At 63.7% G+C, this 22814-nt stretch carries 20 protein-coding genes; 10 read left to right on the forward strand and 10 right to left on the reverse strand.

The annotated features are described in order from the left end of the window. Window positions 1-92: 92 nt before the first annotated feature. Window positions 93-491, forward strand: a complete 399-nt coding sequence (locus K9B35_RS07385; RefSeq protein WP_224921191.1) for a VOC family protein — start codon at window positions 93-95, stop codon at window positions 489-491. A 188-nt stretch (window positions 492-679) separates the two neighbouring features. Here the strand turns inward: K9B35_RS07385 and K9B35_RS07390 are convergent, their stop codons facing one another. Beyond that, window positions 680-1312 (reverse strand): tyrosine-type recombinase/integrase, encoded by a 633-nt coding sequence (locus tag K9B35_RS07390; RefSeq protein ID WP_224921192.1) that lies wholly within the window; start codon window positions 1310-1312, stop codon window positions 680-682. A gap of 711 nt (window positions 1313-2023) precedes the next feature. On the opposite strand from K9B35_RS07390, the gene K9B35_RS20345 reads away from it, so the two are divergent. From K9B35_RS20345 to K9B35_RS07410, 5 genes are all read left to right on the forward strand, one after another. After that, entirely contained in the window at window positions 2024-2296 is a 273-nt protein-coding gene (locus K9B35_RS20345) for a DUF6538 domain-containing protein (protein WP_412103447.1), read from the forward strand. A gap of 100 nt (window positions 2297-2396) precedes the next feature. Then, window positions 2397-3014, forward strand: coding sequence for a 2OG-Fe(II) oxygenase (locus K9B35_RS07395; RefSeq protein WP_224921193.1), 618 nt, complete (start codon window positions 2397-2399; stop codon window positions 3012-3014). 15 nt (window positions 3015-3029) lie between these two features. Continuing rightward, window positions 3030-3872, forward strand: coding sequence for a hypothetical protein (locus K9B35_RS07400; protein WP_224921194.1), 843 nt, complete (start codon window positions 3030-3032; stop codon window positions 3870-3872). Window positions 3873-4039: 167 nt separating this feature from the next. Then, window positions 4040-5098, forward strand: a complete 1059-nt coding sequence (locus tag K9B35_RS07405) for a sugar-transfer associated ATP-grasp domain-containing protein (protein ID WP_224921195.1) — start codon at window positions 4040-4042, stop codon at window positions 5096-5098. Beyond that, window positions 5089-6948, forward strand: coding sequence for an asparagine synthase-related protein (locus K9B35_RS07410; protein WP_224921196.1), 1860 nt, complete (start codon window positions 5089-5091; stop codon window positions 6946-6948). Before K9B35_RS07405 ends, K9B35_RS07410 begins: the two co-directional genes overlap by 10 nt. 20 nt (window positions 6949-6968) lie before the next feature. On the opposite strand, the gene K9B35_RS07415 is transcribed toward K9B35_RS07410, so the two are convergent. From K9B35_RS07415 to K9B35_RS07430, 4 genes are all read right to left on the reverse strand, one after another. Then, on the reverse strand, window positions 6969-7268 hold the full coding sequence (locus K9B35_RS07415) for a PqqD family peptide modification chaperone (RefSeq protein ID WP_224921197.1): 300 nt from the start codon (window positions 7266-7268) through the stop codon (window positions 6969-6971). 67 nt (window positions 7269-7335) lie between these two features. Next, entirely contained in the window at window positions 7336-8178 is an 843-nt protein-coding gene (locus K9B35_RS07420) for a sulfotransferase domain-containing protein (protein ID WP_224921198.1), read from the reverse strand. Continuing rightward, entirely contained in the window at window positions 8175-9011 is an 837-nt protein-coding gene (locus K9B35_RS07425) for a hypothetical protein (RefSeq protein ID WP_224921199.1), read from the reverse strand. Before K9B35_RS07425 ends, K9B35_RS07420 begins: the two co-directional genes overlap by 4 nt. A gap of 108 nt (window positions 9012-9119) precedes the next feature. After that, window positions 9120-9278, reverse strand: a complete 159-nt coding sequence (locus tag K9B35_RS07430) for a hypothetical protein (RefSeq protein WP_224921200.1) — start codon at window positions 9276-9278, stop codon at window positions 9120-9122. Between the two features lie 669 nt (window positions 9279-9947). Here K9B35_RS07430 and K9B35_RS07435 point away from each other — a divergent pair. Then, window positions 9948-10250 (forward strand): hypothetical protein, encoded by a 303-nt coding sequence (locus tag K9B35_RS07435; protein ID WP_224921201.1) that lies wholly within the window; start codon window positions 9948-9950, stop codon window positions 10248-10250. 12 nt (window positions 10251-10262) lie between these two features. On the opposite strand, the gene K9B35_RS20350 is transcribed toward K9B35_RS07435, so the two are convergent. Continuing rightward, window positions 10263-10487, reverse strand: a complete 225-nt coding sequence (locus K9B35_RS20350) for a helix-turn-helix transcriptional regulator (protein ID WP_412103457.1) — start codon at window positions 10485-10487, stop codon at window positions 10263-10265. Here K9B35_RS20350 and K9B35_RS07445 point away from each other — a divergent pair. Continuing rightward, complete coding sequence (locus tag K9B35_RS07445; protein ID WP_224921202.1) at window positions 10487-10699, forward strand: sigma-70 region 4 domain-containing protein; 213 nt, start codon at window positions 10487-10489, stop codon at window positions 10697-10699. The genes K9B35_RS20350 and K9B35_RS07445 overlap by 1 nt on opposite strands. On the opposite strand, the gene K9B35_RS07450 is transcribed toward K9B35_RS07445, so the two are convergent. Then, window positions 10681-11976, reverse strand: coding sequence for a hypothetical protein (locus K9B35_RS07450; protein WP_224921203.1), 1296 nt, complete (start codon window positions 11974-11976; stop codon window positions 10681-10683). The two genes, K9B35_RS07445 and K9B35_RS07450, sit on opposite strands and share 19 nt — an antisense overlap. Further along, a complete protein-coding gene (locus tag K9B35_RS07455; protein WP_224921204.1) occupies window positions 11976-15119 on the reverse strand; it encodes a TonB-dependent receptor in 3144 nt (1047 codons plus the stop codon). The genes K9B35_RS07450 and K9B35_RS07455 overlap by 1 nt, the downstream gene beginning before the upstream one ends. Window positions 15120-15500: 381 nt before the next feature. Between K9B35_RS07455 and K9B35_RS07460 the strand changes: the two genes are divergently transcribed. Together K9B35_RS07460 and K9B35_RS07465 are read left to right on the forward strand one after the other, a co-directional pair. Next, window positions 15501-18932 (forward strand): glycosyl hydrolase 2 galactose-binding domain-containing protein, encoded by a 3432-nt coding sequence (locus tag K9B35_RS07460; protein WP_224921205.1) that lies wholly within the window; start codon window positions 15501-15503, stop codon window positions 18930-18932. Between the two features lie 25 nt (window positions 18933-18957). Beyond that, window positions 18958-19884 (forward strand): ROK family protein, encoded by a 927-nt coding sequence (locus K9B35_RS07465; protein ID WP_224921206.1) that lies wholly within the window; start codon window positions 18958-18960, stop codon window positions 19882-19884. A 13-nt stretch (window positions 19885-19897) separates the two neighbouring features. On the opposite strand, the gene K9B35_RS07470 is transcribed toward K9B35_RS07465, so the two are convergent. Together K9B35_RS07470 and K9B35_RS07475 are read right to left on the reverse strand one after the other, a co-directional pair. Then, on the reverse strand, window positions 19898-21130 hold the full coding sequence (locus tag K9B35_RS07470) for an ROK family transcriptional regulator (protein WP_224921207.1): 1233 nt from the start codon (window positions 21128-21130) through the stop codon (window positions 19898-19900). A 98-nt stretch (window positions 21131-21228) separates the two neighbouring features. Then, window positions 21229-22809: a sulfatase gene (locus K9B35_RS07475; protein WP_224921208.1), complete on the reverse strand. Its 1581-nt coding sequence runs from the start codon at window positions 22807-22809 to the stop codon at window positions 21229-21231. Window positions 22810-22814 lie beyond the last annotated feature (5 nt).

Consider the following 22814-nt stretch of genomic DNA (forward strand, 5'->3'; position numbering starts at 1 on the left):
AAAACTTGCTAGCGTTCCGGACCGGGCAGATCGCGCATGTAAGTTCCATACCTCAATCGCACTCTAGCACGATCCTGAGTAGGAGAATGAAAATGTTGTTTCACACGATGGTTGGATCGAATGACATCGAGCGGTCAAAGCGCTTCTACGACACCGTGCTCGGCACCCTCGGTGCAGGCGAAGGGGCGCGGAACATCGCTGACAGCGGACATACCCGTTTGATCTATAATAACGGCAACGGAACCAACTTTATCGTCAGCCAACCGATAAACGACGAACCGGCGAGCGTTGCCAACGGCAGCACCGTCGCCTTTTCCTGCGACTCGCCTGAGCAGGTGAAGGAGCTTCACGATACAGCTGTTGCCGCTGGCGGCACCTCGATCGAAGCCCCTCCCGGACCGCGCGAAACTGCCTCGTTGGGAAGGGTTGAGCTCGCCTATTTTCGTGATCCCGACGGCAACAAACTCTGTGGGATCCATTTCCCCAAGTAATCGCGAATATGGCAAGCCAGCCTGAAGGCGCTGCCAGTCTCCATCGGGGATGGGCAGCAAAGGTGTAGCAATCAGCAGAGCAAACGGCACGCCGCATGTCCGCTTTCCACCCAGTTTCCGTGGAGCCTGAGGCGCCCCGCGCCCACCAATAGCGGCCGTCGGGCAATGCCCGACAGCCGCCTCGATAGTCAGATTTCGGTTCGCTCGGCGAGCATGAGCGCATCCTCTACGTCGACACCCAGATAGCGGACGGTGTTCTCGATCTTGCTGTGCCCGAGCAGGATCTGCACTGCCCGGAGATTGCCGGTGGCCCTGTAAATCATGGCGGCTTTCGTGCGCCTCATCGAATGCGTGCCGTAGTCTTCACGCGACAGTCCGATGGCTGTGACCCATTCGTCCACACGCCGGGCGTATTGGCGCGTGCTCATCGGGCAGCCGCGGTTCAGGCGACTGGGGAAAACATGGTCACCGGCTGCGCCACCGCGGCGCTGAAGCCACGCCGCCAGGCTGGTGCGAGCGTCTGCGGCAATTTCATACTGCACAGGGCGTCCCGTCTTCTGCTGAATCACCAGCGCGCGGGTCCGAATATCAGGCCCCGCTACGAGATCGCCGATCTTCAGCTTCACGAGGTCACAGCCGCGCAGCTTGCTGTCTATGGCGAGGTCGAACAGCGTCCGATCCCGCAGCCGTGCTTCGCGATCGAGGAAGAAACGGATCGCCCAGATCTGTTTCTGGGTGAGGGGACGCTTCGTGCCGACCGCTTTGCCAGCATTCCATGCGACACGGTTCTGCATTGCAGGATCAAGGTGAGAGTAGGTCATCGTCCTTCTCCTTGGCCGAGATTGGCCAAGAACAAACAACGGCTGACGATCGACGTGCATCAATCATAAGCGGACGTTACTCACGCCGCCCGTTATGACCGCTTTCAGGAAACGCTGGCGATTGGCCAAATGACCGAGATTAGGGCGCAAAGCGGCCATTCGATGCCGTCGCGATCCATCACATCTCTGCCTCGATGGAGGAAAGTGTGGGGTAGTGGAAATTTGATCGTGAAAAAGCGCCATGATTTACGACCTGCCAAGCGATCAAGCGGCATGATTACTACGAGTCGTCGGGGGAAGAGGGCGACGAAGCGGCTAGCCCCGGGCAAAAAGGTCGATGCCGACACTCCCAAAGGGGTTGGTTGACGAGTCGGTTGGGCAGGGTCTGACTTCCGTCGCACGGCATTGCGAACCTATGCACGGTGCTTCATTCGGCACGGGTTCGAGGCTTAAGTGGGGACCGAATTTTGGGTGGGCCACGAAGGGGCCACGGATTTTGCCGTGGGCTACAACCCTAGCTTTTCTGTGCGTTACAGGGGCTGATGTGAGTCCTGTAAGCGCACCAGTTCCCAAAAAACCACAGAAAACCAACCTCTTAACCCACGTTTTCGTGCTGTCTGTCGCACACGAGAGTCGCACAATTCCTCATCCGGTCAGAGCTTAAGCCTCTCAGATGTTTGTGAAAATGACAGGCCGAACTGTCACACACGGGTGTCGCACAGATGGCCTTCCGACATTTGGCGTCGAGGTGCGATGTATCAGTGTCGGGTGCGGGTGCCTTCCGATCTCAGACAAGTCATCGGATCGAGTCACATCAGCAGATCTCTGGGCACAGCCTCGCTAACCGTCGCCCGCCGAAGCCTCCTTCAGGATATCTGTTCGCTCGCTCGGGAAAGCGAGGTTCTATTCCCAGCGCTTCACCTGACCGAGCGGCCCCTTTCGGACAACACTCTGAATGTCGCGCTGCGCCGCCTCGGGTTCTAGCACGACGAAATGACCAGCTTGCGAGCGCATGGCATTGAGATAGAATGTGGCGTTCCCGACTGACCTGCCTTTGAACGGAATTCGACACGTGCCCGTTACCGTGAATGCGTTCGAGGACTTGGTCCCGCATCGCCGAATTACGGATTTCCTGGGTTCGGTCATGGTCGAGCAGTTGCTCGATCTCGCGATCGCCCGCGCAGATGACTTTGCTCCGACATCGGTGGGGAACGGCGGGGGCGGCACCGTCAGTCCGGATATCCGCGCATCGCTGTTGCTGCGCGATTTGGGGGAATTGCGTGTCGAACTGGAGACCCGGTTCGCTGCCGTTCTGGATGACACCGTGCGCGAACTGCGTCTGTCCGATATTGCGCTGCACAGCCTGGAGCTGGAACTGGTCGCGCATAATGACGGTGCGTTTTACAGCGAGCATATCGATACGTTCACGGCGCGACCGGACGCGCAATCGGATCGGGCCTTGACCGGTGTCTATTATTTTTACCGCAATCCCAAAGGGTTCGATGGCGGCGAATTGCGTCTGCACGCGATTGCTCCGGCGGCGGACGGCACTAGATCGTACACCGACATCGTGCCCGCCTGCGATACGTTCATCCTGTTCCCGTCCTGGGTCCCGCACGAAGTGAGGCGGGTGTCGTGCGCGTCGGGAGCCTTTGCCGATAGTCGTTTCGCACTGAATTGCTGGTACCGCAGCGCGCGATAGACCTAAGGCAGGACGATGAGCGCCCCGACCCCATTCATCCGCAACCCCGTCAGCGACGTTCGCGTGGTTGAGTCCGATTCAGGCGGTGCTGAGCGGATCATCCTCAGCGCCTATTCGGCGGTGAACGGCTTTACCGAAACAGTGCTCGAACGTGCTGGCGAACCCGCCTTTGCGGCGGCGCTGGACATCGCGACGAATCAGGGCGCACTCGATCGCCTTTCGCCAGAACTGGCACTTGCGCTCTGGGCGAGCGGCCTGATCGTCCTTCCGGCTGAAGTGGCGCAGACGTTCGCGCCGGCCCGCTTCGCGACCGCATCGGGCGATTTCGCGCGCGATGGGTTCGCCCTCCTGACCGACTGCCTCACCCCCGCAATGGTTGACATCCTGGCTCGCCATTACCGGGCGGCAATCGATAACGGTGCAGTCGGAACGTCGGATGGACAGGTCGATCGGTGGCAGCTGCATAATGATCCCGCCGGGCGGGTGGTGCAGCGGGCGCTGCTTCCGGCGGTGGAGGCGCTTGTCGGGGTGCCGGTCAAGCCCAGCTATTGCTACGCCTCACTCTATCGCGAAGGTGCCGTCTTGCCGGTCCATACCGATCGGCCGCAATGCGAATATACCTTGTCCGTGCTGATCGACCATCACCCGGTACCGGAGAACGGCGTTTCGCCCTGGGCGATCCAGATCTATCCCCGCCCGGACGCAGAGCCGATTGACTGTTTCCAGACTCTGGGCGGCGGCATCCTGTTCCGTGGGCGCGACTTACCGCACGGTCGCACGCAGTTGCCGGCGGACGAGACCTGCTGGACGTTGCTGCTCCACTATGTAAACGCCGATTTCGCCGGGCCGCTCGATTGAGCGGTCGCCGACGGCGCGCGGCAGCGCTGGTCCGCAGGCTGGTCGGGAGCGGCTTTCCCTTCATGCCGTGGCCGGGCGATCACCCCGTACGACAGCTGCGTCACCAAATCCGGCGTGCCATGTTCGCGCGTCATCCGGTCTGGCGGCGCGAGCTGCTGCGAACCATCATGACGCTCGGTTGGCCGCTGGGTGCGGTGTGGGAGACCTGGCATCAGTTGGTCCGGATGCCCGTCGCCGATCGTCCGACGCGCGCATGGGGCTGGGTATCGCGGGGCGCCGATATGCTGGTGCAAGCCTGGTCCAACAACGTGCCGCCGCGCAACTATGTCGCCTACCGCCTGCATGACCGCGGTCGCCGAGACCGGATCGCGCGCAGCCTCTACGAACCGGAGTTGGCGGTGATGATGGCCCATCTCAACCGACGGGCCGGTGCGGTTGGCGACGATGTGCAGGACAAGGCACGGTTCGCGGAGCTCTGCCGCGCCCATGGCCTGCCGCGCATCCCGACGCTGGCGGTGTTCCGCAACCGCAGCCAGTGCGTGCCATCATCCCCCTATCTGCCCGACGCGCCCGATTTGTGGGTCAAGGATCTGGCGGGCAGCCGCGGGTCGGGCGCGGCAAGATGGCGGCGGGAGGGGGCCGAGTATCGCCACGCCTGGGACGGCGCATCATGCAGCCCGGCAGCGCTGGTGGCGCAATGGGCGCAAGCCGATTGCATCGTTCAGCCCTGTCTGGAGACCCATCCTTCCCTCGCCCCTCTGTCGGATGGATCGCTGGTCGTGTTTCGGATCATCACCGGGATCGACCGTGCCGGGTGCGTGACCGTCGTCGATGCGATGGCACAACTTCCTTATGGCGGTCTGGCGGGGAGGCAGATTTTTGCGGCTGTCGGAGAAGCGGGCGACCTGCGCAGCCCCCGGCTACGCGGCCGTCATCCGATTGCCGATCATCCCGATACCGGTGCGGTTCTGGCGGGAGCGGTTGTGCCATTCTGGCGAGACACGATCGATCTGGTCGCGCGCGCCCATGGCAGCGTCCCGGAATTCGCCCGTTTCATCTTCCTGGGCTGGGATGTCGCAATCACGGATGCGGGGCCGTTGCTGATCGAAACCAACCATGGCTGGGGCGAATTCAACCATCAGCTGGGCGATGGCGTGCCGCTGGGCGACACGGCGCTGACCAGAATCGCGCTGGAGCATCTGGAGGGCGGGTCGCGATGCGGCTGATCGCGGGCTTCCTTCATCTCGACGGCCGTCCCGCCGACCCGTCCCGGCTGCACGCCATGGCGGCGGCGATGACCGAACCGGGGCTTAGTCCCCGGGTCGAGATGCAGGTCGATGGCCCGGTCGCGCTGCTGACGTTGGATTTCGGCCCGGCACCGCAAGGCGAGGGTTCACCGGTGCGCGATCATGGCGTGATCCTGGCCGCTGACGCACGGCTCGATGAACCCGATACGATCCGCGGTGACGCCGGACTGGCGGCCTTGCTTGCTGAACGGGGCGCGGCGGGGCTTGGCGTACTGGCGGGCGACTTCGCGCTCGCCGCGTGGAGCCGGCGCGACCGCAGGTTGCTGTGCGCGCGCGACGCGTTCGGTGTCCGCCCCTTCTTCTTCGCCCATTGCCCGGGTGATCTGTTCGTGTTCGCGTCTCTGCCGCGCGGGCTGCACGCTTCGGGGTTGCTCGCGCGGGAAGTCGACCGGGATTTCCTGGTCGGTGAATTGCTGTTCCAGTTCGATGGGCCGGAACGGTCGCTGTTTCAGGGCGTCCAGCGACTGGCCCCCGGCAGCTGGCTGGAATTGACAGCTGATGGCTCCGTCCGGTCGGGGCGGCATTGGTCGCTCGACCCCGCATCGGTCGGTTCGCTTCGCATCAATCCTGTCGATGCTGCGGCAGAGATGTCGCGATTGATGGCGGCGGCCGCCCATCGCCGGCTGCCAGTGGCGGGGCCGGTTGCGACGCATCTCAGCGGCGGTCTCGATTCCTCGGCAATCGCCATCATCGCGGCGCGGGCGTTGCGTCCAGCGGGACGCCGACTTCTCGCCTATTCGCACGCCCCCAATCCCTTTGGCGACTATCGCTTTGGCGGGGATGGCGCGTATCTCGCGCCCGTATTGCAGCAAGAGCCGGACATCGACTGGCACCCGATACGCACGGTCGATTCGGCGGCGTTCGCGCTGCCGGTGATGGATCGAGACCAGCTCTTCCCGGCGGACCCCTCCTATCGGGACAGCCAGACGCTTGCGCACGCGAACCGCCAGGGCGCTTGCGTGTTGCTGTCAGGGTGGGGGGGCGATGAAGCGGCGAGCTATGGTTGGCGCGGTGTGCTGGCGGAGGCGCTGATTGCGGGGCGTTGGGGCTATCTTGCATCGGAGCTGCGCGCGCTGGGATCGCTCGGGGCGGCTTGGAGCGCATTGTCGCCGTTCCTGCTGCCCGATGGCTTGCGGAGCTTGTCCGAGCGTGCGTTGGGCAGGGCAAATCCCGCGCCTGGCATCGCCGAGCTGGCCGCTGAACTGCTGCGGCCCGAACAGCTCGCCGATCGGTGCCTGACGCCGCCCGTGCGGCGGGGACAGGCGCGGCAGATCAGACTTTCGCTGCTGAGCGGCCACGGGTTGACGCGCCGGGCGGAGCATTGGGCGATGCTCGCCGCCCGCCACGGTATGAGCGTCAGCTTCCCGATGCTGGATCGCCGCCTCGTCGAATTCGCCCTGTCGCTGCCCAGCGCGCTGTTCGTGCGCGAGGGTTGGTCACGACGGGTCTTCCGCGACGCAATGGCCGGAATTCTGCCGGAGCCGGTCCGTTGGAAACGGACGAAGCTCGATCTGGTGGTCGAGGATCCGGTCCATGTCTCTGCGCAACGCCCGCTGTTGACCGAGCGACTTATGCTGTGGCGGCAGCATGACGCGATCACTGACCTGTTCGACCTGCACGCTGTCGCAGCGCGGCTGGCGTCGTTGCCCGCGGCAGACGACCTGGCACGGACCATCGACACGGGCCAAGGCGACTGGACCGCCATCGATCAGGCCGGCAGCCTGACCCGCGCCTTCCGGGTCATGTCCTATCTGGAGCAGCACGGCTGAGCAGCCATGGGCTCTGCGCCTCAGGCCGCGGCTGTCTCACCCGCCGAAGTCACCAGGCCGCGTTCGCGCAGCGCGGCGAGGAAGTCTGCAACATGCTCGCGTGCCGTATCGGCATCGACATCATATTCAGCGGTCAGGGCCGCCACCAGCGCTTCTGCACTCACCGGCTGAGCCAGCAATTCCCAGATGCGGCTGCCGACATCGTTCAGGTTGAAATACTTGCCTTCAGCGGCGCTCATCATCAGCAGTTCGTCGCCGACCGCAGCCGACATAAGCCCGTCGGTGCGGCGCACCAGGGTGCCTCCGGTGTCTTCAGTCATTTCGCGGTTCGTCCTTTTGCGGTCCAGTTGAGTGCGGGGGCGGCGCATATCGCCTTTTCATGACTATTCACAGATATCCGAACTCGGCCATCACTGCGCCATGCGCCGCCTCGATCGCGGTGGACTGTTCACGGGTCAGGACGTCGCGCCATTCTCCGACCCGTCCCGCCCGGAAAAAGGGCGCTGTCGATTCGGGACGGCGTTCGCGGAAGCCTTTCTCGGCCTCCTGGCGCTGCAACCGGCCGAAATCGGACTGGGCCACCGCCCTTGCCAGTTCGTCCTCGGTCACCTGCAATCCCAGGAAAGCGACCGCCTCGCCAAAACGGCCCTCCGGATCGGCGCGCAGATCTTCATAGCGCAGCACATGCATCGGCACATCGCGCTGTGCGATCCAGCTGCGGACATGGCCGCTCCAGTCCAACAGGCGCTGCGAAATCTGCTCATGGTGCGGCTTGGTGCCGCCCATGCGCGTGCTCGCGGAGAGGATCTGACTCACGACCGTCGCGATCGGCTTGCCGGTGTGAAACGCCAGTGACACCGCGACGTCGCGGGGATCGCGCAGGATATAGAGCGCCGCACGCGCCCCGCGCCCTAGCACGGGGCGCCCGTCGCTGAAGCGGCAATAGGCATCGTGCAGCTTGATGAAGAGATCCTGATCCGCCGCCTCGCGCCAGGCTTCCTCCATCAGGGCGGGGCGCATCCTGTCGCATTCGTCACGGGTGAGGAGGAAGCTGTCGATCAACGTCGCGTCTTCGATCACGTGCCGGTTGACCACGCTATGCGCGGCCAGGCTGAGTTCGTTGATATCCTCCGGATCGGACTGCCCGCACAGCAGGTTGGACAGCAGCAGGCGCAGCCAGGTATTTCCCGACTTGGGATATGACGCCAGCCAGACCGGTCCGGCGATCACGTCGCGCCTGCCACCGCGTCCAATACCAGCGCTGCGCCCGCGTCGAGATACTCCAAGCCGCGCGTGCGATCGAGCCGGAACGCGGGCACCCGGTTCAACAGGGTCGCGATCTGGACGAACAAGAGCGGGTCATGGCCCATGCGACGCGCAAGATAGGGGCGGTAGATTTCTCCGCGCAGCATCGGCGCTGCGTCCACCAGTGGCAGCCGCTCGATCCGGGGCGGACCGGGCGGCACGGTCCCATCGCGCGATGCAAGCAGGATAACGGCGGCAAGCGGCAGGGCGTCGTGCGTGCGTTCCGCCGGCGATGTCGGCGAGACATGGTATTTGCGCATATGGCTTCGGATCGGAGCGCCCTGCCGTTCCGTCAGCGACAGGTGCTCGATGGCGTCGGCCCATAGCCGGTGCTGTCGTCCGTCCGGCCAGACCGTGGGAACGCCGTCGTTTTCGTCGATCCGGATCGCGGCGATGTCGTCGCCGACAAAGCTGGCACCAGCCCGGCAGAGCGTCGCGGCCAATGTCGACTTCCCCATCCCCGTCGCACCGCAAATCGCGATGGCGCGGCCCTGCCACGCCACTGTCGCGGCGTGCAGTGCCAGCAACCGACGCTGGTGCAGAATGGCGGCAACGCCGGTCGACAGGATGAAGGGCGCAAGATCGGCGTCGGTCGCCCCCTCGACGGGCTCGGCCACGATCTCGCGTCCATCCTCGGCCATCAGCCGGACAACGCCGGGCACCTCAAGATAAAAGCGCCGCCCGACCAGCCGCCATGTCGGGCCGATATAGTCGGGCGCTTCCGGATCATCGGGTATGACGCCGACGCGCACCCGCACGTCTGGCTCGCCAACTGGGGAATCCGGCCATCCTCCGGGAAGAGGAATCGCGGATGAGACCGACAGGCCGCAGATCGAATAATAGTTCAGGTTGAAGCCTGGGTAAGATTAAGAGCCGGTGCCCGGCGACGCTTCGGTTGGCCACTGGTTGGGCTTGCCGGCGGTCGCGCTGCTGATGCTCTGATCGCGAATCTCAGGCTTGTTCCACGCCTTCATCTCGGGGCGGTTCCAAGTCTTCTTGTCCGTCGGCTGAGCGTTATCGTCCATCTGATTCATATCGTCCCCGCTGTTCGGATAGCAAGTCTGCCCCGCCAATCGGCGCACGCCTAACAGCACGAATCGGGTTGAACAAGATACTGGAACAGGCGGGCCGCACCGGCGCCTCGTTAAGCCGGACGCGTTGCCTGCCAGTGGCGAGTCCGGATTATGTATCCGCTGTGAGTCGGTATGCAAGACTGCGCGACCCTGCCGATTGGCTTGGTAGTGACCGGTTCGGCGCATCTTGTCGCGCAAGGCGGTGGAAAGGTGAATTCAATGGCTGCTTCTGGGGCCTGGATCTGATCGGGTGAACGGTCGCGAAGGGCGCAAAGCGGTCGAGAGCCCTACCGCGCTCGGAGCGGTGCGCATGGCGCAGTTGTCCTCGAATTGGCTGGGCCGATGCGTATCAGCTGGCTTTCTGCGGCAAGCGTCGAAAGCGGGTATGGCGCTGCCGCTTGTTGCATGTGTATCGATCACCCGGTCTCGCTGCGTTCGCTCTGCGCCCGTTTGGGCACGGGTCTGATTGAAACGGGCGCGCGCACTGATCGACTAACGGCGCACGAGGCGTGTGTTCACAGATCGATAAGCACGCCAGCCTATTCATGACGCGATGTGGGCGGCAATCACCCTTGAGCCATTTCGAACGATCGCGCGGGTTTACGGCGAAGGAGCGCTATAATGTCGCCGAAGAATGCCGATGAGTTTCACGCCAGCCTGAAGCAGCGGGCAGAGGCGGCGAAGGGACTCGAGAAGGATCTTCTGAGCGAGGTGCCGCAGCTTTATGGGGCGCCTGACCGGCTTGCACCACAGGGCGATCCTGGGATACCCTTAGCGAAGATCCATCGCGACGAATTGAAGCGGCGCAATGGCGGGGGTGTTCCCGACTCCGCGACAAAGCGTTCGGATGTGCAGCTTCCGTTTGAGCGCGTTCTGCCCATCTTTGGTCTGATCGCGATCGCGCTGGTCTTCTTCTTCGACTAGCAGGTCCGGCGTTCAATCTTTGACGTGACAGAACGGATTGCGCAGCCAAGCGTCGATCGCGGACTCCCGCCAGCCGGCGCAGCGCGTGCCGATCTGGATGTTCTTTGGGAACGTGTTTACGCCGAAGGACGAAGCGGAAGCGCGCGCGATGACGAGCGCGCGATTTTCCGGGCGGCGAGTGCGGCCAGCAAGGCAGAGGACTTTCTGCTCGCCTTCGCTCCATCCGGGGAGGCGCAGTGAGCGAGAACCTCACCGATCCCCAGATCATCAAGCGGCTGGAGGCCGGGTTGCAGCAGATGCCCAGACTGCGGCGTGAAATCGCTCTCGCGATCCGGTGCGACGATAAGCCCTATGCAGCGGTCGCCGAGCGCATGGAACTCAGCGTTGTCGAAGTGGAACAGCATTTCACGCCGGGGAATATCTATCGGCCTCATTCCGCTGCAGATTGAGCCCGCGCTTCCATCTTCTCGAAATCTGCGGCCTTGAGCACCTCCAGCGCCCGCGCCCGGAACGCCTCGCGGGCTGGAAGCGTGCCAGTCTTACGACAGGACTGTGCGACGAAGGCCTGCATTTCCGCCAGATAGGTCTGGTGCAGCGCATAGAGCGCGCGTTTGCGCCCGCTCTCGTCGATCAGCGACATCTCCTTCGAGGTGCCGTTCTTGGCATATTCGTTGTTGTACATCTGCCAGATCAGCGCGAAGGGTAGGTCGAGCGCGACCGCGCTCTCCATGACGAAGCGGCTCTTCATATATTGCTGCTTCACGGTCAGCGGCTTGGACTTGTCGGCGTGGTAGCCATATTCGCCAATGAACACGCGGCGCTTGAACGGCAGGCCTTTTTTCGGCGGCAGCTGTGCCTCGAGATATGCGAGTGTCTGCTCCAGCGGTTGGCGGATCGACGTCAGGTCGGGCTCGGGCGATTGCTTGATCGCCTCATAGGCCGAGTATGACACGAGATCGGGATTGGCTTCGGGCAAGACAGACAGGGCGATGCTTGCGCGGCCTGCCATCGCCTTTTTGACGAGGTTGACCTCGATATAGTGATAGACTGCGACGTCCTTGTGGGCGACCGCGGCCCGCGCGTTGTCGATCGCCAGTTGCCGGATCTTCATCCATGCGACCATGCCTTCGACCGCAGTCGGAGAGGGGTCGGCCTCGCGCTTCTGGCCACCAAGAAGCAGCCAGTCGCCTTCCCAGTTGCCGAGCATGAAGACTTTGCCGGTGCCGGAATAGCGCTTCAGCAGCCAGGCGGTCAGGGCATATATTTCTTCATAATAGAGCCGCGCCTCGGCAATGCTGACCCCGTCGCGCCAATTGGCATCGGTGAACGAATGGACCCATGCCTGGTACAAGGTGAAATCCATGTCGAGCGCTTGCTGCAGCTCGGGCGAGGCCTGCACATATTCGAGTGTCGTTTTCGCCTTGCGCGCAGCCTCGACGGATCCGTAGTTCGGCGCGGCGGCTCGGGCCAGCGAGACTTTGAGCAGGTTGGAGCCCATGCCCTTTACCTGCTGTGCCTGCTCCAGCAGGCGATTGCCCGTGCCATGCTGATAGTGGCCGCCGATGGCCTGCGTGCCGAGGATGTAATTATAGCTGCGCGCCGCCGCTTCTGGATCTGCGGCGCAACGCGGCTGCCCCTGCGCCAGGGCAGGCGCGTTCAGGGTCAGCGAAAGGACCACGGCTGCGACCAGGCTCTGCGCGGTCCTGCGATGATGGCTCCACTGCATCAGAAGTTCACCTGCGCGCCGAGGTTGAAGCGGCGCCCCGCCACCGAAACATAGTTCAACAGCTGCTCGTACTTCAGGTAGCGGACGGTGCCGGTGTTCGTGAGGTTCACCGCATCGAAGGTGAAGCGCAGGTTGCGGTTCACGTTGACGCGCGCCGCGAAGTCGAGCTGGCCGCGGGCCGCTTCAATCTCGGGCAGTGCCTCAGGCCGTCCAAAGCCGAGCTGTACGATCTCGCGGCGCGTGAAGGCCGACCGCCAGTTATAGGCCAGCCGCAGGTTGAACTTCTTGTCGTCGTAATAGGCACCGACATTATAGGTGAACTTCGACAATCCGCGCCGACTGATCGGGTCGCCTTCCTGATCGCGCAGGTCGCTGCTCTCGCCGATATAGGTAAAGTTGCCCGTCACGCCCAGGTGTCTGAGCGGCCCTGGCAAATAGGTGAAGGCATGGGCTGTGCCGACCTCCACGCCTTTGAGTTTGGTGCCGCCAAAATTCCCGAACGTAGTGACCGAAAACAGCTCGCCGTTGATTTCGCGGGATGTTGGCACCGGATCCCGGAAGACCGTGGTGTCGATGTTCTTGATGAAGCCCGCGACGGACAGATAGCTGCCCTTGCCGTAATACCACTCCAGCGAGACATCGAAATTGTCCGAGTGAATCGGGTCGAGGAACGGGTTCCCTGCCACCCCGAAGCCAGCAAAATCGGGGTCGACGTCGGAACGGGTCAACTCCAGCCCCGGCGAAATCTGGGTCAGTGCGGGCCGTCCCAAGGTGCGCGAATAGGCGAGGCGCGCGACGACCTGCTTGCTCAGGGCGAAATTGAGGTTGGCCGAGGGCAGCCAGTCGTCATAGCGATTGCGGAACGTGACCGTGCTGTAGCTCACCGGCGTGCCCGGATTGAGCAGATAGCCCGACGAGGCGGTCTTGGTCTCGACATAGCGCAGCCCGACATTGCCGAACATCGGTACGCTGCCGATCTCGGTGCGGAAGTTGGCGCGCAGATAGCCCGCCAGCGTGGCCTCGGTGACGCGGAAGCGTTCGTCGATGACTTCGTAGAAGCCGGATCCGCTCGCCGGGTTGGCGGCGCGGATATCGAACAGGTTGAAGTACTGCGTAACGGCAGAAACGTCGCACCCTGCGGTCGATCCGAAGGTCATCGGCAGATTGCCGCCGAAGCGCCGGAGGATGTCCGGGTTGCCGGCCGTGTTGAGGCATTGTGTGAGGAAGGTCGACGTCGCCGCCGCGCCTGTATCGCTGGTATTTGCAGGGTTGAGCGGCACCGCCCAGATGTTGATCGACTGCACCGGGTCGCGCACGCCCTGTCCGAGCACCGCCGCGACCCCGCCGCCTTCATTGGGGTTCTCGTAACGGGCGCGCTCGAAGCTGCGCTCGGCCCAGCGGAAGCCCGCCTGGACCGATTTGAGGAAGCCCATGTCCGATTCCCACGTTGCATCGAACCGGAGAGAATCGTCGGTGTTTTCGGTGTCGGCCGCATTGCGCTGGAATTGGCGGTAGCGGTAGCGGTTGTAGCTCAAATCGCCAGGGTTCAGCCTCACTAGGTCGGCCTCGGCCACCACGCCGTTGACCCCATAAGCCGAAGACGGGAAGGGGTTTTCGTAGAAGATGACGTTCGGGATCAGGTTATCGCCGCGCTGATAGTCGACGATGTTGTAGAAATCCTGGTTGTTGAAGCGCGGATTGGTGCCGCCTTGCTGTTCGATGCTGGCGCTGAGCTGGCCAAAGTCGAGCGTCGTCGCTTTGCCGCGCGAGGTGCTGCCCTTGGCATAGAGGGTGAGGCTGGCGGAAACGTCCCACGTTGCCTCAGCCGAGAATTGCTGCGATTCACGGGCGACCTTGCTGATCGAGGGCGCGGCGCCCACGCGCGTGGTAAAGGATGCCAGCCGCCCGCCCGTCAGCACATAGACGTCACCGAAGCCCGCCGAGGTACCCACCTGTTCGAACGTTGCACCCGGGCCGCCGACCAGAATCCCTGAACGCGGGATGTTGGAGACGATGTTCATGTTCGCCCCGGTCAGGCTCTCGTCGAGATCGGTCAGAACCGCATCGAAGCGGATGTCGATGTTCGGTGCTGGCTTCCATTGCAGCGTGCCGTTGAACGACTTTCGGGTGTCGTCGCGCACGCGCTCGGACACGCCAAAGGCGCCGGGAATGTAGTACACGTCATTCGCATCGCTCACCCCGTCGCCGTTGGGATCGTCGATCGCGTAGCGGTACGGGTTTGGCCGCGATCCGCCGCCTGTGGCATTGGGGATCGTGGCGAGTTGAAAGAAGTTGTAATTGAGCGCCGTCTGGTTGGCGCCAACGCTTGCGGGCGGATCGACGTCGCCGGTCCTGCGGGTCCAGATTCCCGGCGCGTCGATCACCTCGTTGCCGCCATAGACGTAGGCGTAGCTTGCGATTTCTTTGTAGCCGACGTTGAGGATCACGCCGAAATCGCCGAGCGGGGTGTCCTCGAACTTCTTCTGCACAAAGAGGTTGACGTCCTGACGGCTGAGTTCGCCAACTTCCGCGAACTTGGCGGTGCCCGACAGGTTGACGATAAAATTGCGCTTGCCGCTGAGTGGCGCGCGCGTCTGCAGGTTGATGGTCCCGCCCAGCGAGCCTTCGATCTGGTCGGCGCTAAGCGCCTTGAGGATCTCGACCCCGGAAAAAAGCTCGGCGGGAAGGTCCTGGAAATTGACGCTGCGATCGTTGCCATTGCTCAGATCGACGTCCCCGGTGCCTGAGGGCGTTGCGCCGTTGATCGTGACGTTGTTCTCGGACAGGCCGCGGACCTGGACCTGCCGACCCTCGCCATCGTTGCCGCGGTTGACCTGTACGCCCGTGATACGCTGGAGCGCTTCGGCGACATTGTCGTTGGCGAGCTGACCGATATCTTCAGCGTTGATGACGTCTTTGATCTCGCTCGCGTCGCGCTTGGCATCGATGGCGCTTTCGATCGACTGACGCACGCCGGTTATGGTGATCACGTCCTGCGAATCTGCGGTCTGGTCGACGTCCACCGCCGGTTCGCCGCTGCCGCTCGTCGCGCTGTCCTGTGCCGATGCCGCCGAGCATATGAGGCTCAAGGCGCTCGCGACCAAGGCCAGCTTTGAGCCCGATGCGATAAGATGCCGCTTCATGGTATCACTCCCCCAGCCGATCTCCGGCTTTCCCGACATTTGTTTTTTTATCGAAGGGCCCCGAGCTTCAGCCGTTTATGCGAGCCCCGGATCGCTTGATCCTGCGCGTCGCGACTTCGCCCCATGATCCTTCCGCGATAAAATCTAAACCCGAACATTCGCTTTAGTAAAGAAAATTGTTTCATTAAAAATGGCGGGGTTACGGCGCCGGGGGTCCTGTACGAATGTGTCCCCTCGCAACGCCGCTTAGCCGATGCCGCGCTCCATCGGTGACCGCGCTCCAAGGGGGCGCGTAGATTGGCCCTTGACCCCGTTCTTCATCTATAACAAAAATAGCTTTCGTAATTCGGGTCGGGAAGCGACTCATTCAGGGGAGGGTCAATGGTCTGGCTGCGCAAGGCATTCGCCTTCCTGCTCGCATATTGTGCGCTGATGTCGCCCTATGCAGCGCTCAACGCTCAGGCGCCCGATGGCACCGTGTTGGTCGGGCCGGTCAATGCGGTCTTTCCGCCGGCGGGCAATGCGATCCGCAAGAATTTCGCTTCTCCCATGGCGCCGCAGACAGTCTGGACGATCAAGGCGTGGGTGCGTGTCGATGTGCACGAACGCGATCCGCGCACCGTCATGGCGCTGGTCGATCAAGCCGGGGCTGACGTTGCGGAAGTCGGCCTGATCGCCGGACGGGTTTTCGCGGCCAGTGGCGGAGCGCGTGGCGTGTCCCGCGTGGACGGAAAGCCGAATGAATGGCTGCTCGTCACGCTGGCTGCGAACGGCAGCGGCTTGACACTGCAGGTCGGCACCGAGCAGCCCGTCGCCCTGCGCGGCCAGCTGTCTGCACCTGCGGTCGCGCTGGTCATGGCGCCGCGACGGGAGGCAAAGCCCGTGTTCCGCGGTGCCATCGCCAGCCTTGTGATGTGGCAAGGCAGTTTGCCGCAGTCGGCCCGTCTCTCATGGGCAATGCCCGACGAAGCACGCATCCAGTTTGAGAACGGCAGCCCGACTTGGCCGTTGCAGGTCAAGCAGACAATGGGCCTCACGTCGCCGCAGGATCCCGCGACACTGCCGGTCAGCCGTGCGAAGGGTCCGCCGGTGGCTGCGCGCGTCACACCCGTGCCGACCCCCGCGCTTTCGCCCGCGGGCGAAGGGCGCTGGATCGTCGGCGGATGGCGGCTTGCCGCTGCGCCCGAGGTGGCCGCCCTGCCTTCCGCCATTTCGCAGCCCGGTTTCGACGCCAGTCGCTGGCTGCAGGCAACCGTGCCCGGAACGATCCTCGCGACCTATGTCGCCAATGGGATCTATCCCGATCCTGCCTTTGGCCTCAACAACCTGCAAATCCCGGAGCGCCTGAACAAGCAGGACTATTGGTTGCGCGCCGAATTTGCGCGGCCTGAGGGCGGCGTGCGCCGGAGTCATGCGCTGGAGTTTCTCGGTATCAACTATGCCGCCGAAATCTGGGTCAATGGCGAGCGGCTGGGCGCGACCGAGGGGGCGTTCGTCCGCGGGCGCTTCGTGTTGCCGGAGCGCTTCAGCACCGGCGCGCGCATCGCGGTGGCGGTGCGGGTCTCGCCGCCGCCGCATCCCGGCCTTGCGCACGAGGAATCGCTGACGGCCGGCCCGGGTCTCAATGGCGGGGAAATGACCATCGACGGTCCGACCTTCGCTGCTAGCGAAGGCTGGGACTGGATCCCGAGCGTGCGCGATCGCAACACCGGGGTGTGGCAAGACGTGGTGCTGCTGGCGACGGGGGATGTGCGCATCGGCGATCCCCATGTCCGCACCGTGCTGCCCAAGCCCGACAATATGCTCGCCGAGCTGACCTTTTCGGTGCCCCTGATCAACGATAGCGATGCGGAGCGGGTGGTCGAGCTCGAGGCGCGTTTTGGCGAGGTCGCCCTGCGCCAGAGTGCCACGCTTGCGCCCAATTCGGCCACGACCGTGCGGTTCGCGCCCGAGCAGTTTGCCCAGTTGCGCGTTCAAAATCCACAGTTGTGGTGGCCCAATGGCTATGGCGCACCGACACTGCACGCGCTGGCGTTGACCGCGCGCGTCGGCGGTGCGGTGAGTGATGCCCACCTGATCCGCTTCGGCATCCGTGAAATAAGCTATGACCTGTCGCTGGTCGACCAGGCCGAGGAATTGCGGCGTGTGGCGGTCGCCCCTGCGCGCAGCATGGGCGAACAGCTGATCGATGTCGCGCACAACCGCATCCGCAAGGTCGAGGGCGGCTGGGCGATGTCGCTCACCCGCGAGATTGCCGGATCGCCGGCGCTCGCGCCCGTCGCCGACGCCAGGCTGGCGCCGCACCTGCTGATCCGCGTCAATGGCGTGCCCATCGCGGTGCGCGGCGGCAACTGGGGCATGGACGACTGGATGAAGCGCGTCTCGCGCGACCGAATGGAGCCCTATTTCCGGCTTCACCGCGACGCCAACGTCAATACGATCCGCAACTGGATGGGTCAGAGCACCGAACGCGTGTTCTTCGACCTTGCCGACGAATACGGCCTGCTGGTGCTCAACGATTTCTGGATCTCGACGCAGGATCACAACGGCGAACCGGGCGATAGCGCGATGTTCCTCGCCAATGCGGTGGACACGGTCAGCCGTTTCCAGCACCATCCCTCGATCGTGTTGTGGATCGGCCGCAATGAGGGCGTGCCGCCGCCGGTGCTCAATGCCGGCCTCGAAAAGCTGGTGCGGACGATCGATGGCACCCGCGCTTACCTGCCCAATTCGCGCGACGTGAACATGGCCAACAGTGGGCCGTGGAACTACCAGCCGCCCGAAGCCTATTTCACGCGCATCGGACGCGGCTTTTCGACCGAGGTCGGTACACCGTCATTCCCGACGCTCGAAGCGTTCAAGACGATGATGCCGCCCGAGGACCAGTGGCCGATCAGCGACAGCTGGGCCTATCACGACTGGCACCAGAGCAAGGCGGGCGACGTCGCCAGTATCATGCGGGCGATGCAGAATCGGTTTGGTGCTGCGAAGGATCTCGGCGACTTCGAAAGCAAGGCGCAGCTGCTCAATTACGAAGCCTATCGCGCGATCTTCGAAGGGTTCAATGCCGGCCTGTTCACCCGCAACAGCGGGCGGCTGCTGTGGATGACCCATCCCGCATGGCCGAGCATGACGTGGCAGATCTACAGCCATGATTACGACACCCACGCCGCCTTTTTCGGATCCAAGAAGGGCTCGGAGCCGGTGCATGTGCAAGTCAACCTGCCCGAACGCCGTGTCGCGGTCGTTAACAGCCTTGGCACGCCGGTCGCGAAGGGGCGTGTGAGGATCCGCAACTTTGCGCTCGACGGCACGCTGCTGGACGAACGCTCCCGCGCCGTCGATGCCGCTGCCTATGCCGTCACCGAAGCGGGCGACGCGGTCCCCGATGCGCTGTTCGCGCGCGCAGAGGTGGTGCTCACCAAGCTTGAGCTGTTTGGTGAAGATGGTCGCCTGCTCAGCGAGAACCTGTACTGGCTGGCCCGCGAACCGTCGGCCTATCGTGCGATGAGCGCAATGCAGCCGGTCGCCCTGAGCGTCACGACGCAGGTGGTCGCAAATGCTGACGAACAGGAGATCGCTGCGACCCTGACCAACCCGGGGAGCCATCCTGCCCTGATGGTCAAGCTGACGCTGCTGGATGCCGCGGGCGAGCGGGTGCTCCCCGCCTATTGGAGCGACAACTATGTGTCGTTGCTGCCGGGCGAGACGCGCAAGGTCACGATCCGATCGCCAAAGTCAGCGCCTGCGCCGGTCTCGATCGGCGTGCGCGGCTGGAATGTCGTGGCAGGCGCGGTGAAGGTAGCGCCGTGAATACGGGGGACATTTGGGGGTGGTGATGGCGAATTCCGTTCTGGCTGGCGTCGAACTGGGGGGCACGAAATGCGTTTGCGTGCTTGCCACTTCGAGCGGTGAAATCCTGGCGCAGGAGCGTGTCGAAACGACGACACCCGACGAGACGCTGCCGCAGATCAAGGCCATTCTGCGCCACTGGTTCGAAACCCGGCGCGACATCGCTGCACTCGGCATTGCCACGTTCGGGCCAGTGGACGTGGATCAATCCTCGCCGCGCTGGGGTCATATCGGACAAACGCCGAAGCCGGGTTGGAGCGGCGTCGGCATCGCGCAGGAATTGAGCGCCGGGCTGGACGTGCCCCTTGCGCTCGACACCGATGTCAACGGCGCAGCGCTCGCTGAAATGCGCTGGGGAGCGGCGGCCGGGCTCGACGATTTTGCGTATGTCACTGTCGGCACCGGAGTTGGCGTCGGGCTTGTGGTCGGCGGCACACCGATCTGCGGGTTCGGCCATGCGGAACTGGGGCACATGCGCATTGCGCGGGTTCCGGGTGACAGCTGGCCGGGATCCTGCCCCTATCATGGCGATTGCGTCGAAGGGCTGGCGGCCGGTCCGGCAATCATCCAGCGTTCGGGCATGCGCGCCAGCCTGATCGCGCCGGATGACTCGATCTGGCACCTCGTCGGTCATGCCATCGCACAGATGCTGCACAATCTCGTGCTGACCGCGACCCCGCGCAGGATTCTGCTTGGGGGCGGGGTGATAACTGCACAGCCGCAGCTGTTCCCCATCATCCGACGCGCGCTCCAGGCGAGCCTCAACGGTTATGTCAGTTCGCCCGAACTCGACATGATCGAGGACTATGTTGCCCCGCCGGGGCTCGGCGATCTGGCTGGTCCGCTTGGCCCGATTGCGCTTGCCGCGGCGGTAGCCGGTCAGCAGACACCGCGCGCTGCGATGCTTGCCTGAGCACAGCTTTTTCCTAGGCGTCGATCTTCATCAGCGCAGAGCGGGTTGGCAGGAAACGGTTGGAGAAGGGGAGGATCGCCGCGCCGATCGCGGCGGCATCCTCGGCGAGGTCAGCGCGGCGGATCGGCGCCCGCGCAGGCAGGGACGCCCCGCGGTGACGGAAGTTGAGCGCCAGCCGGTCACACAGCCGGTCGACGAGGCCCGCCGGCAGGCGTCCGCCGATGAAGATCGCATCCGGATCGATCAATGTGTTGATCACCATCAGCGGGTCGGTCAGCAGATCTGCCGCCTTTTCGATCCACTGCTCTGCCGCCTCGGTGGCGTCCGTGCCCATCCGATCGAGCGGGCCGGGATCGGGGAAACCTGCCTCGGCGAGGTGGCTGTAAAGTCCCGAGAGCGAGACCACATCCTGCAGGACGACCGGCCTGCGCCGTGCCCGGCCGATCGGCAGAAAGCCGATCTCGCCGCTGCGGCCCGATGAACCGCTGACCGAATAACCGTCGATGACGAGGCCACCGCCAAGGCCGGCGCTGACCAGCAGGTAGAAAAAGGTCTGCGCGACCCGCCCGTGGCCGAACTGGAGTTCTCCGATCGCCGCGGCGGTCGCGTCATTCTCGATCATGACCTCAAACCCGTGCTCGCCGAGCAGATGCTTGAGATCAACCGTTTCCCAGATGCCGAATTCGCCTGGCCGGTTGGGCAGGTCCACCCCGCCGAAATCATCCGGCATCGCCACCCCGATCCCGGCGATCCGGCTCATGTCGATGTCGCCCGCCGCGCGCACCGCATCGAGGTTGCGGCTGACAAAATCGCGCACTTGGTCCGGCATCGGGAAGTGGATGTTCTCGACGATCCGCAGCCGCAACTCGCCCAGAAAATCGAGGATCACCATCGTGATATGATCGCGGTCGATATTGACCCCGATCGAGAAGGCGCCGTCCGGGTTGATCACCAGCTTGAGCGCTGGCTGTCCGCGCTCGCCGCGGCGTTTCCCCGCCTCGACGATAAGCCCGTCAGCCGACAGCTTGCGCGCGATGTTGGTGATCGAAGGCGGGGTCAGGCCGGTGATCTCGGCCAGCTCGACCTTGGTCACCGGTGCGTTCAGCCGGATCGCCTGCAGCGTCACGCGCAGATTGTGCGAGCTGCCGCGCTCGAGATTAGTGCCCGACAGCCCGTTGCTGAGGAGGTTGACCCGATCGCGCGCAGATACACCGACGCCTGAAGGCCTGCGTTCGGTTGTCGACATCTGCGCATTTTCTCCAGGTTCGGGCCGGCCTCCGACACGATGAGTCTAGTTGGCTGTCGGCCGGAGTGCAATTTCTTGCACCTCCCGCGACTCTGGCATCAACGCGGGTCAGGCTTGCCGCCTTCGGCCTTCACGCCGTTGTTCCGATTGCCTTCGGTACCGTCCCGCAACCAGCGATCGGGAAACGCGCCGGGCCCGGAACCCTTGCGGTTGCGCAGTACCGAGCCTTCGTCAAGCCGCTCGGTGAAGGTCACGCTGGAGCGGCCCTGCTGCGGACCGAGCCCCGCGAACAGCTCGGCGCGCATCTTTCTGACGATCGGACGCAGCTTGGGATCGGCGATGAGGTTACGCATCTCCTTGGGATCCTCCTTCAGATCGTAGAGCTCCTCGGTGTCCCAGATGCCGTGATATTGGATGTATTTGTACCGGTCGCCGCGCAGCGCGAAGGTGGTCGGGGTCTGCGGGTAGTTATATTCCCAGTAATATTCATAGTTGAGCGTCGTACGCCATGGCCCCTTGAGCGGGCGGCCCATCAGCAGATCGGCATAGCTCATCCCGTCGAAGCGCACCCCTTCGGGCACCGCCGCGCCGGCGAGCGATAGAAAGGTCGGCGCAATATCGATGTTCGCGACCATTTCGTTGACCACCCGGCCCTTGGGAATGTCGGCGCCGAAGGCGATGAGCGGCACGCGCATCGACTCTTCGTAAGCGCTGCGCTTGTCGATCATGCCGTGCTCGCCGAACATGAAGCCATTGTCGCCCATCATCACCACGATGGTGTTCTTGAGCATGCCCTTCTTCTGCAACGTGGCGATGATCGCGCCGATGCCTTCGTCCACCGCGCTGAGCGTCTCGTTGTAGCGCTGCTTGAAATCGACCACGTCGAGGGTCGAGTGATAGGGGAATTCGACGCCGTGCCAGGAATTGCGCTGGTCCTTGGTCCAGCGCGGCTTGCCTGCGTAATTCTCGGGCGTGTCGGCCATGCTGCTTGGCAGCTTGATCGCGTCCCGGCTCACCGTGCCTTCGTGGCGCTTGGCGGGGATGAAGTCGGCGTGAACCGCCTTGTGGCTGAGATAGAGGAAGAAGGGCCGGTCCGCGCGCTGCTGGCGAAGCCAGTCGAGCGCATAGCCATTCAGCTCGTCGGTGATGTAGCCCTGCCGTTCGACCGGCTTGCCATCGACGTTGAGCGTATGGCGCGGACGGCCCTTGCCAGCATCGGGCAGATAGTCGCCTTGCCCCTTGAAGCTGATCCAGCGGTCGAAGCCGGGCTGCGGATCATCGCCGTGCCCGCCCATGTGCCATTTGCCGACAAAGGCGGTGCGATACCCGGCGGCCTGCAGCGCCATCGGGAAGAAGAAGGTTCCGGGGCGGAACTTGATGTTGTTGTCCGCGATTCCGTGGTTGTGCATGTACTGGCCAGTGAGGATCGAGGCCCGGCTCGGACTGCACAGCGCAGTTGTGACGAAGGCGTTGGGGAAGTGCACGCCTTCGCGCGCGATGCGATCCATGTTCGGCGTGTTGAGTGAGGGATCGAGGAAGCCCATCGCATCGTAACGCTGGTCATCGTTGAGGATGAAGATGATGTTGGGCCGCTGGCGCGGTTTTTCCGTCTGCGCATCGGCGGACTGGGAAAAGGTGACGGCGGCAACGGCGATAACCGGGGCTAAGATTCCGGCCATGGCTG

Source organism: Sphingomonas sp. R647, assembly GCF_020177055.1.
GTDB lineage: Bacteria > Pseudomonadota > Alphaproteobacteria > Sphingomonadales > Sphingomonadaceae > Sphingomonas.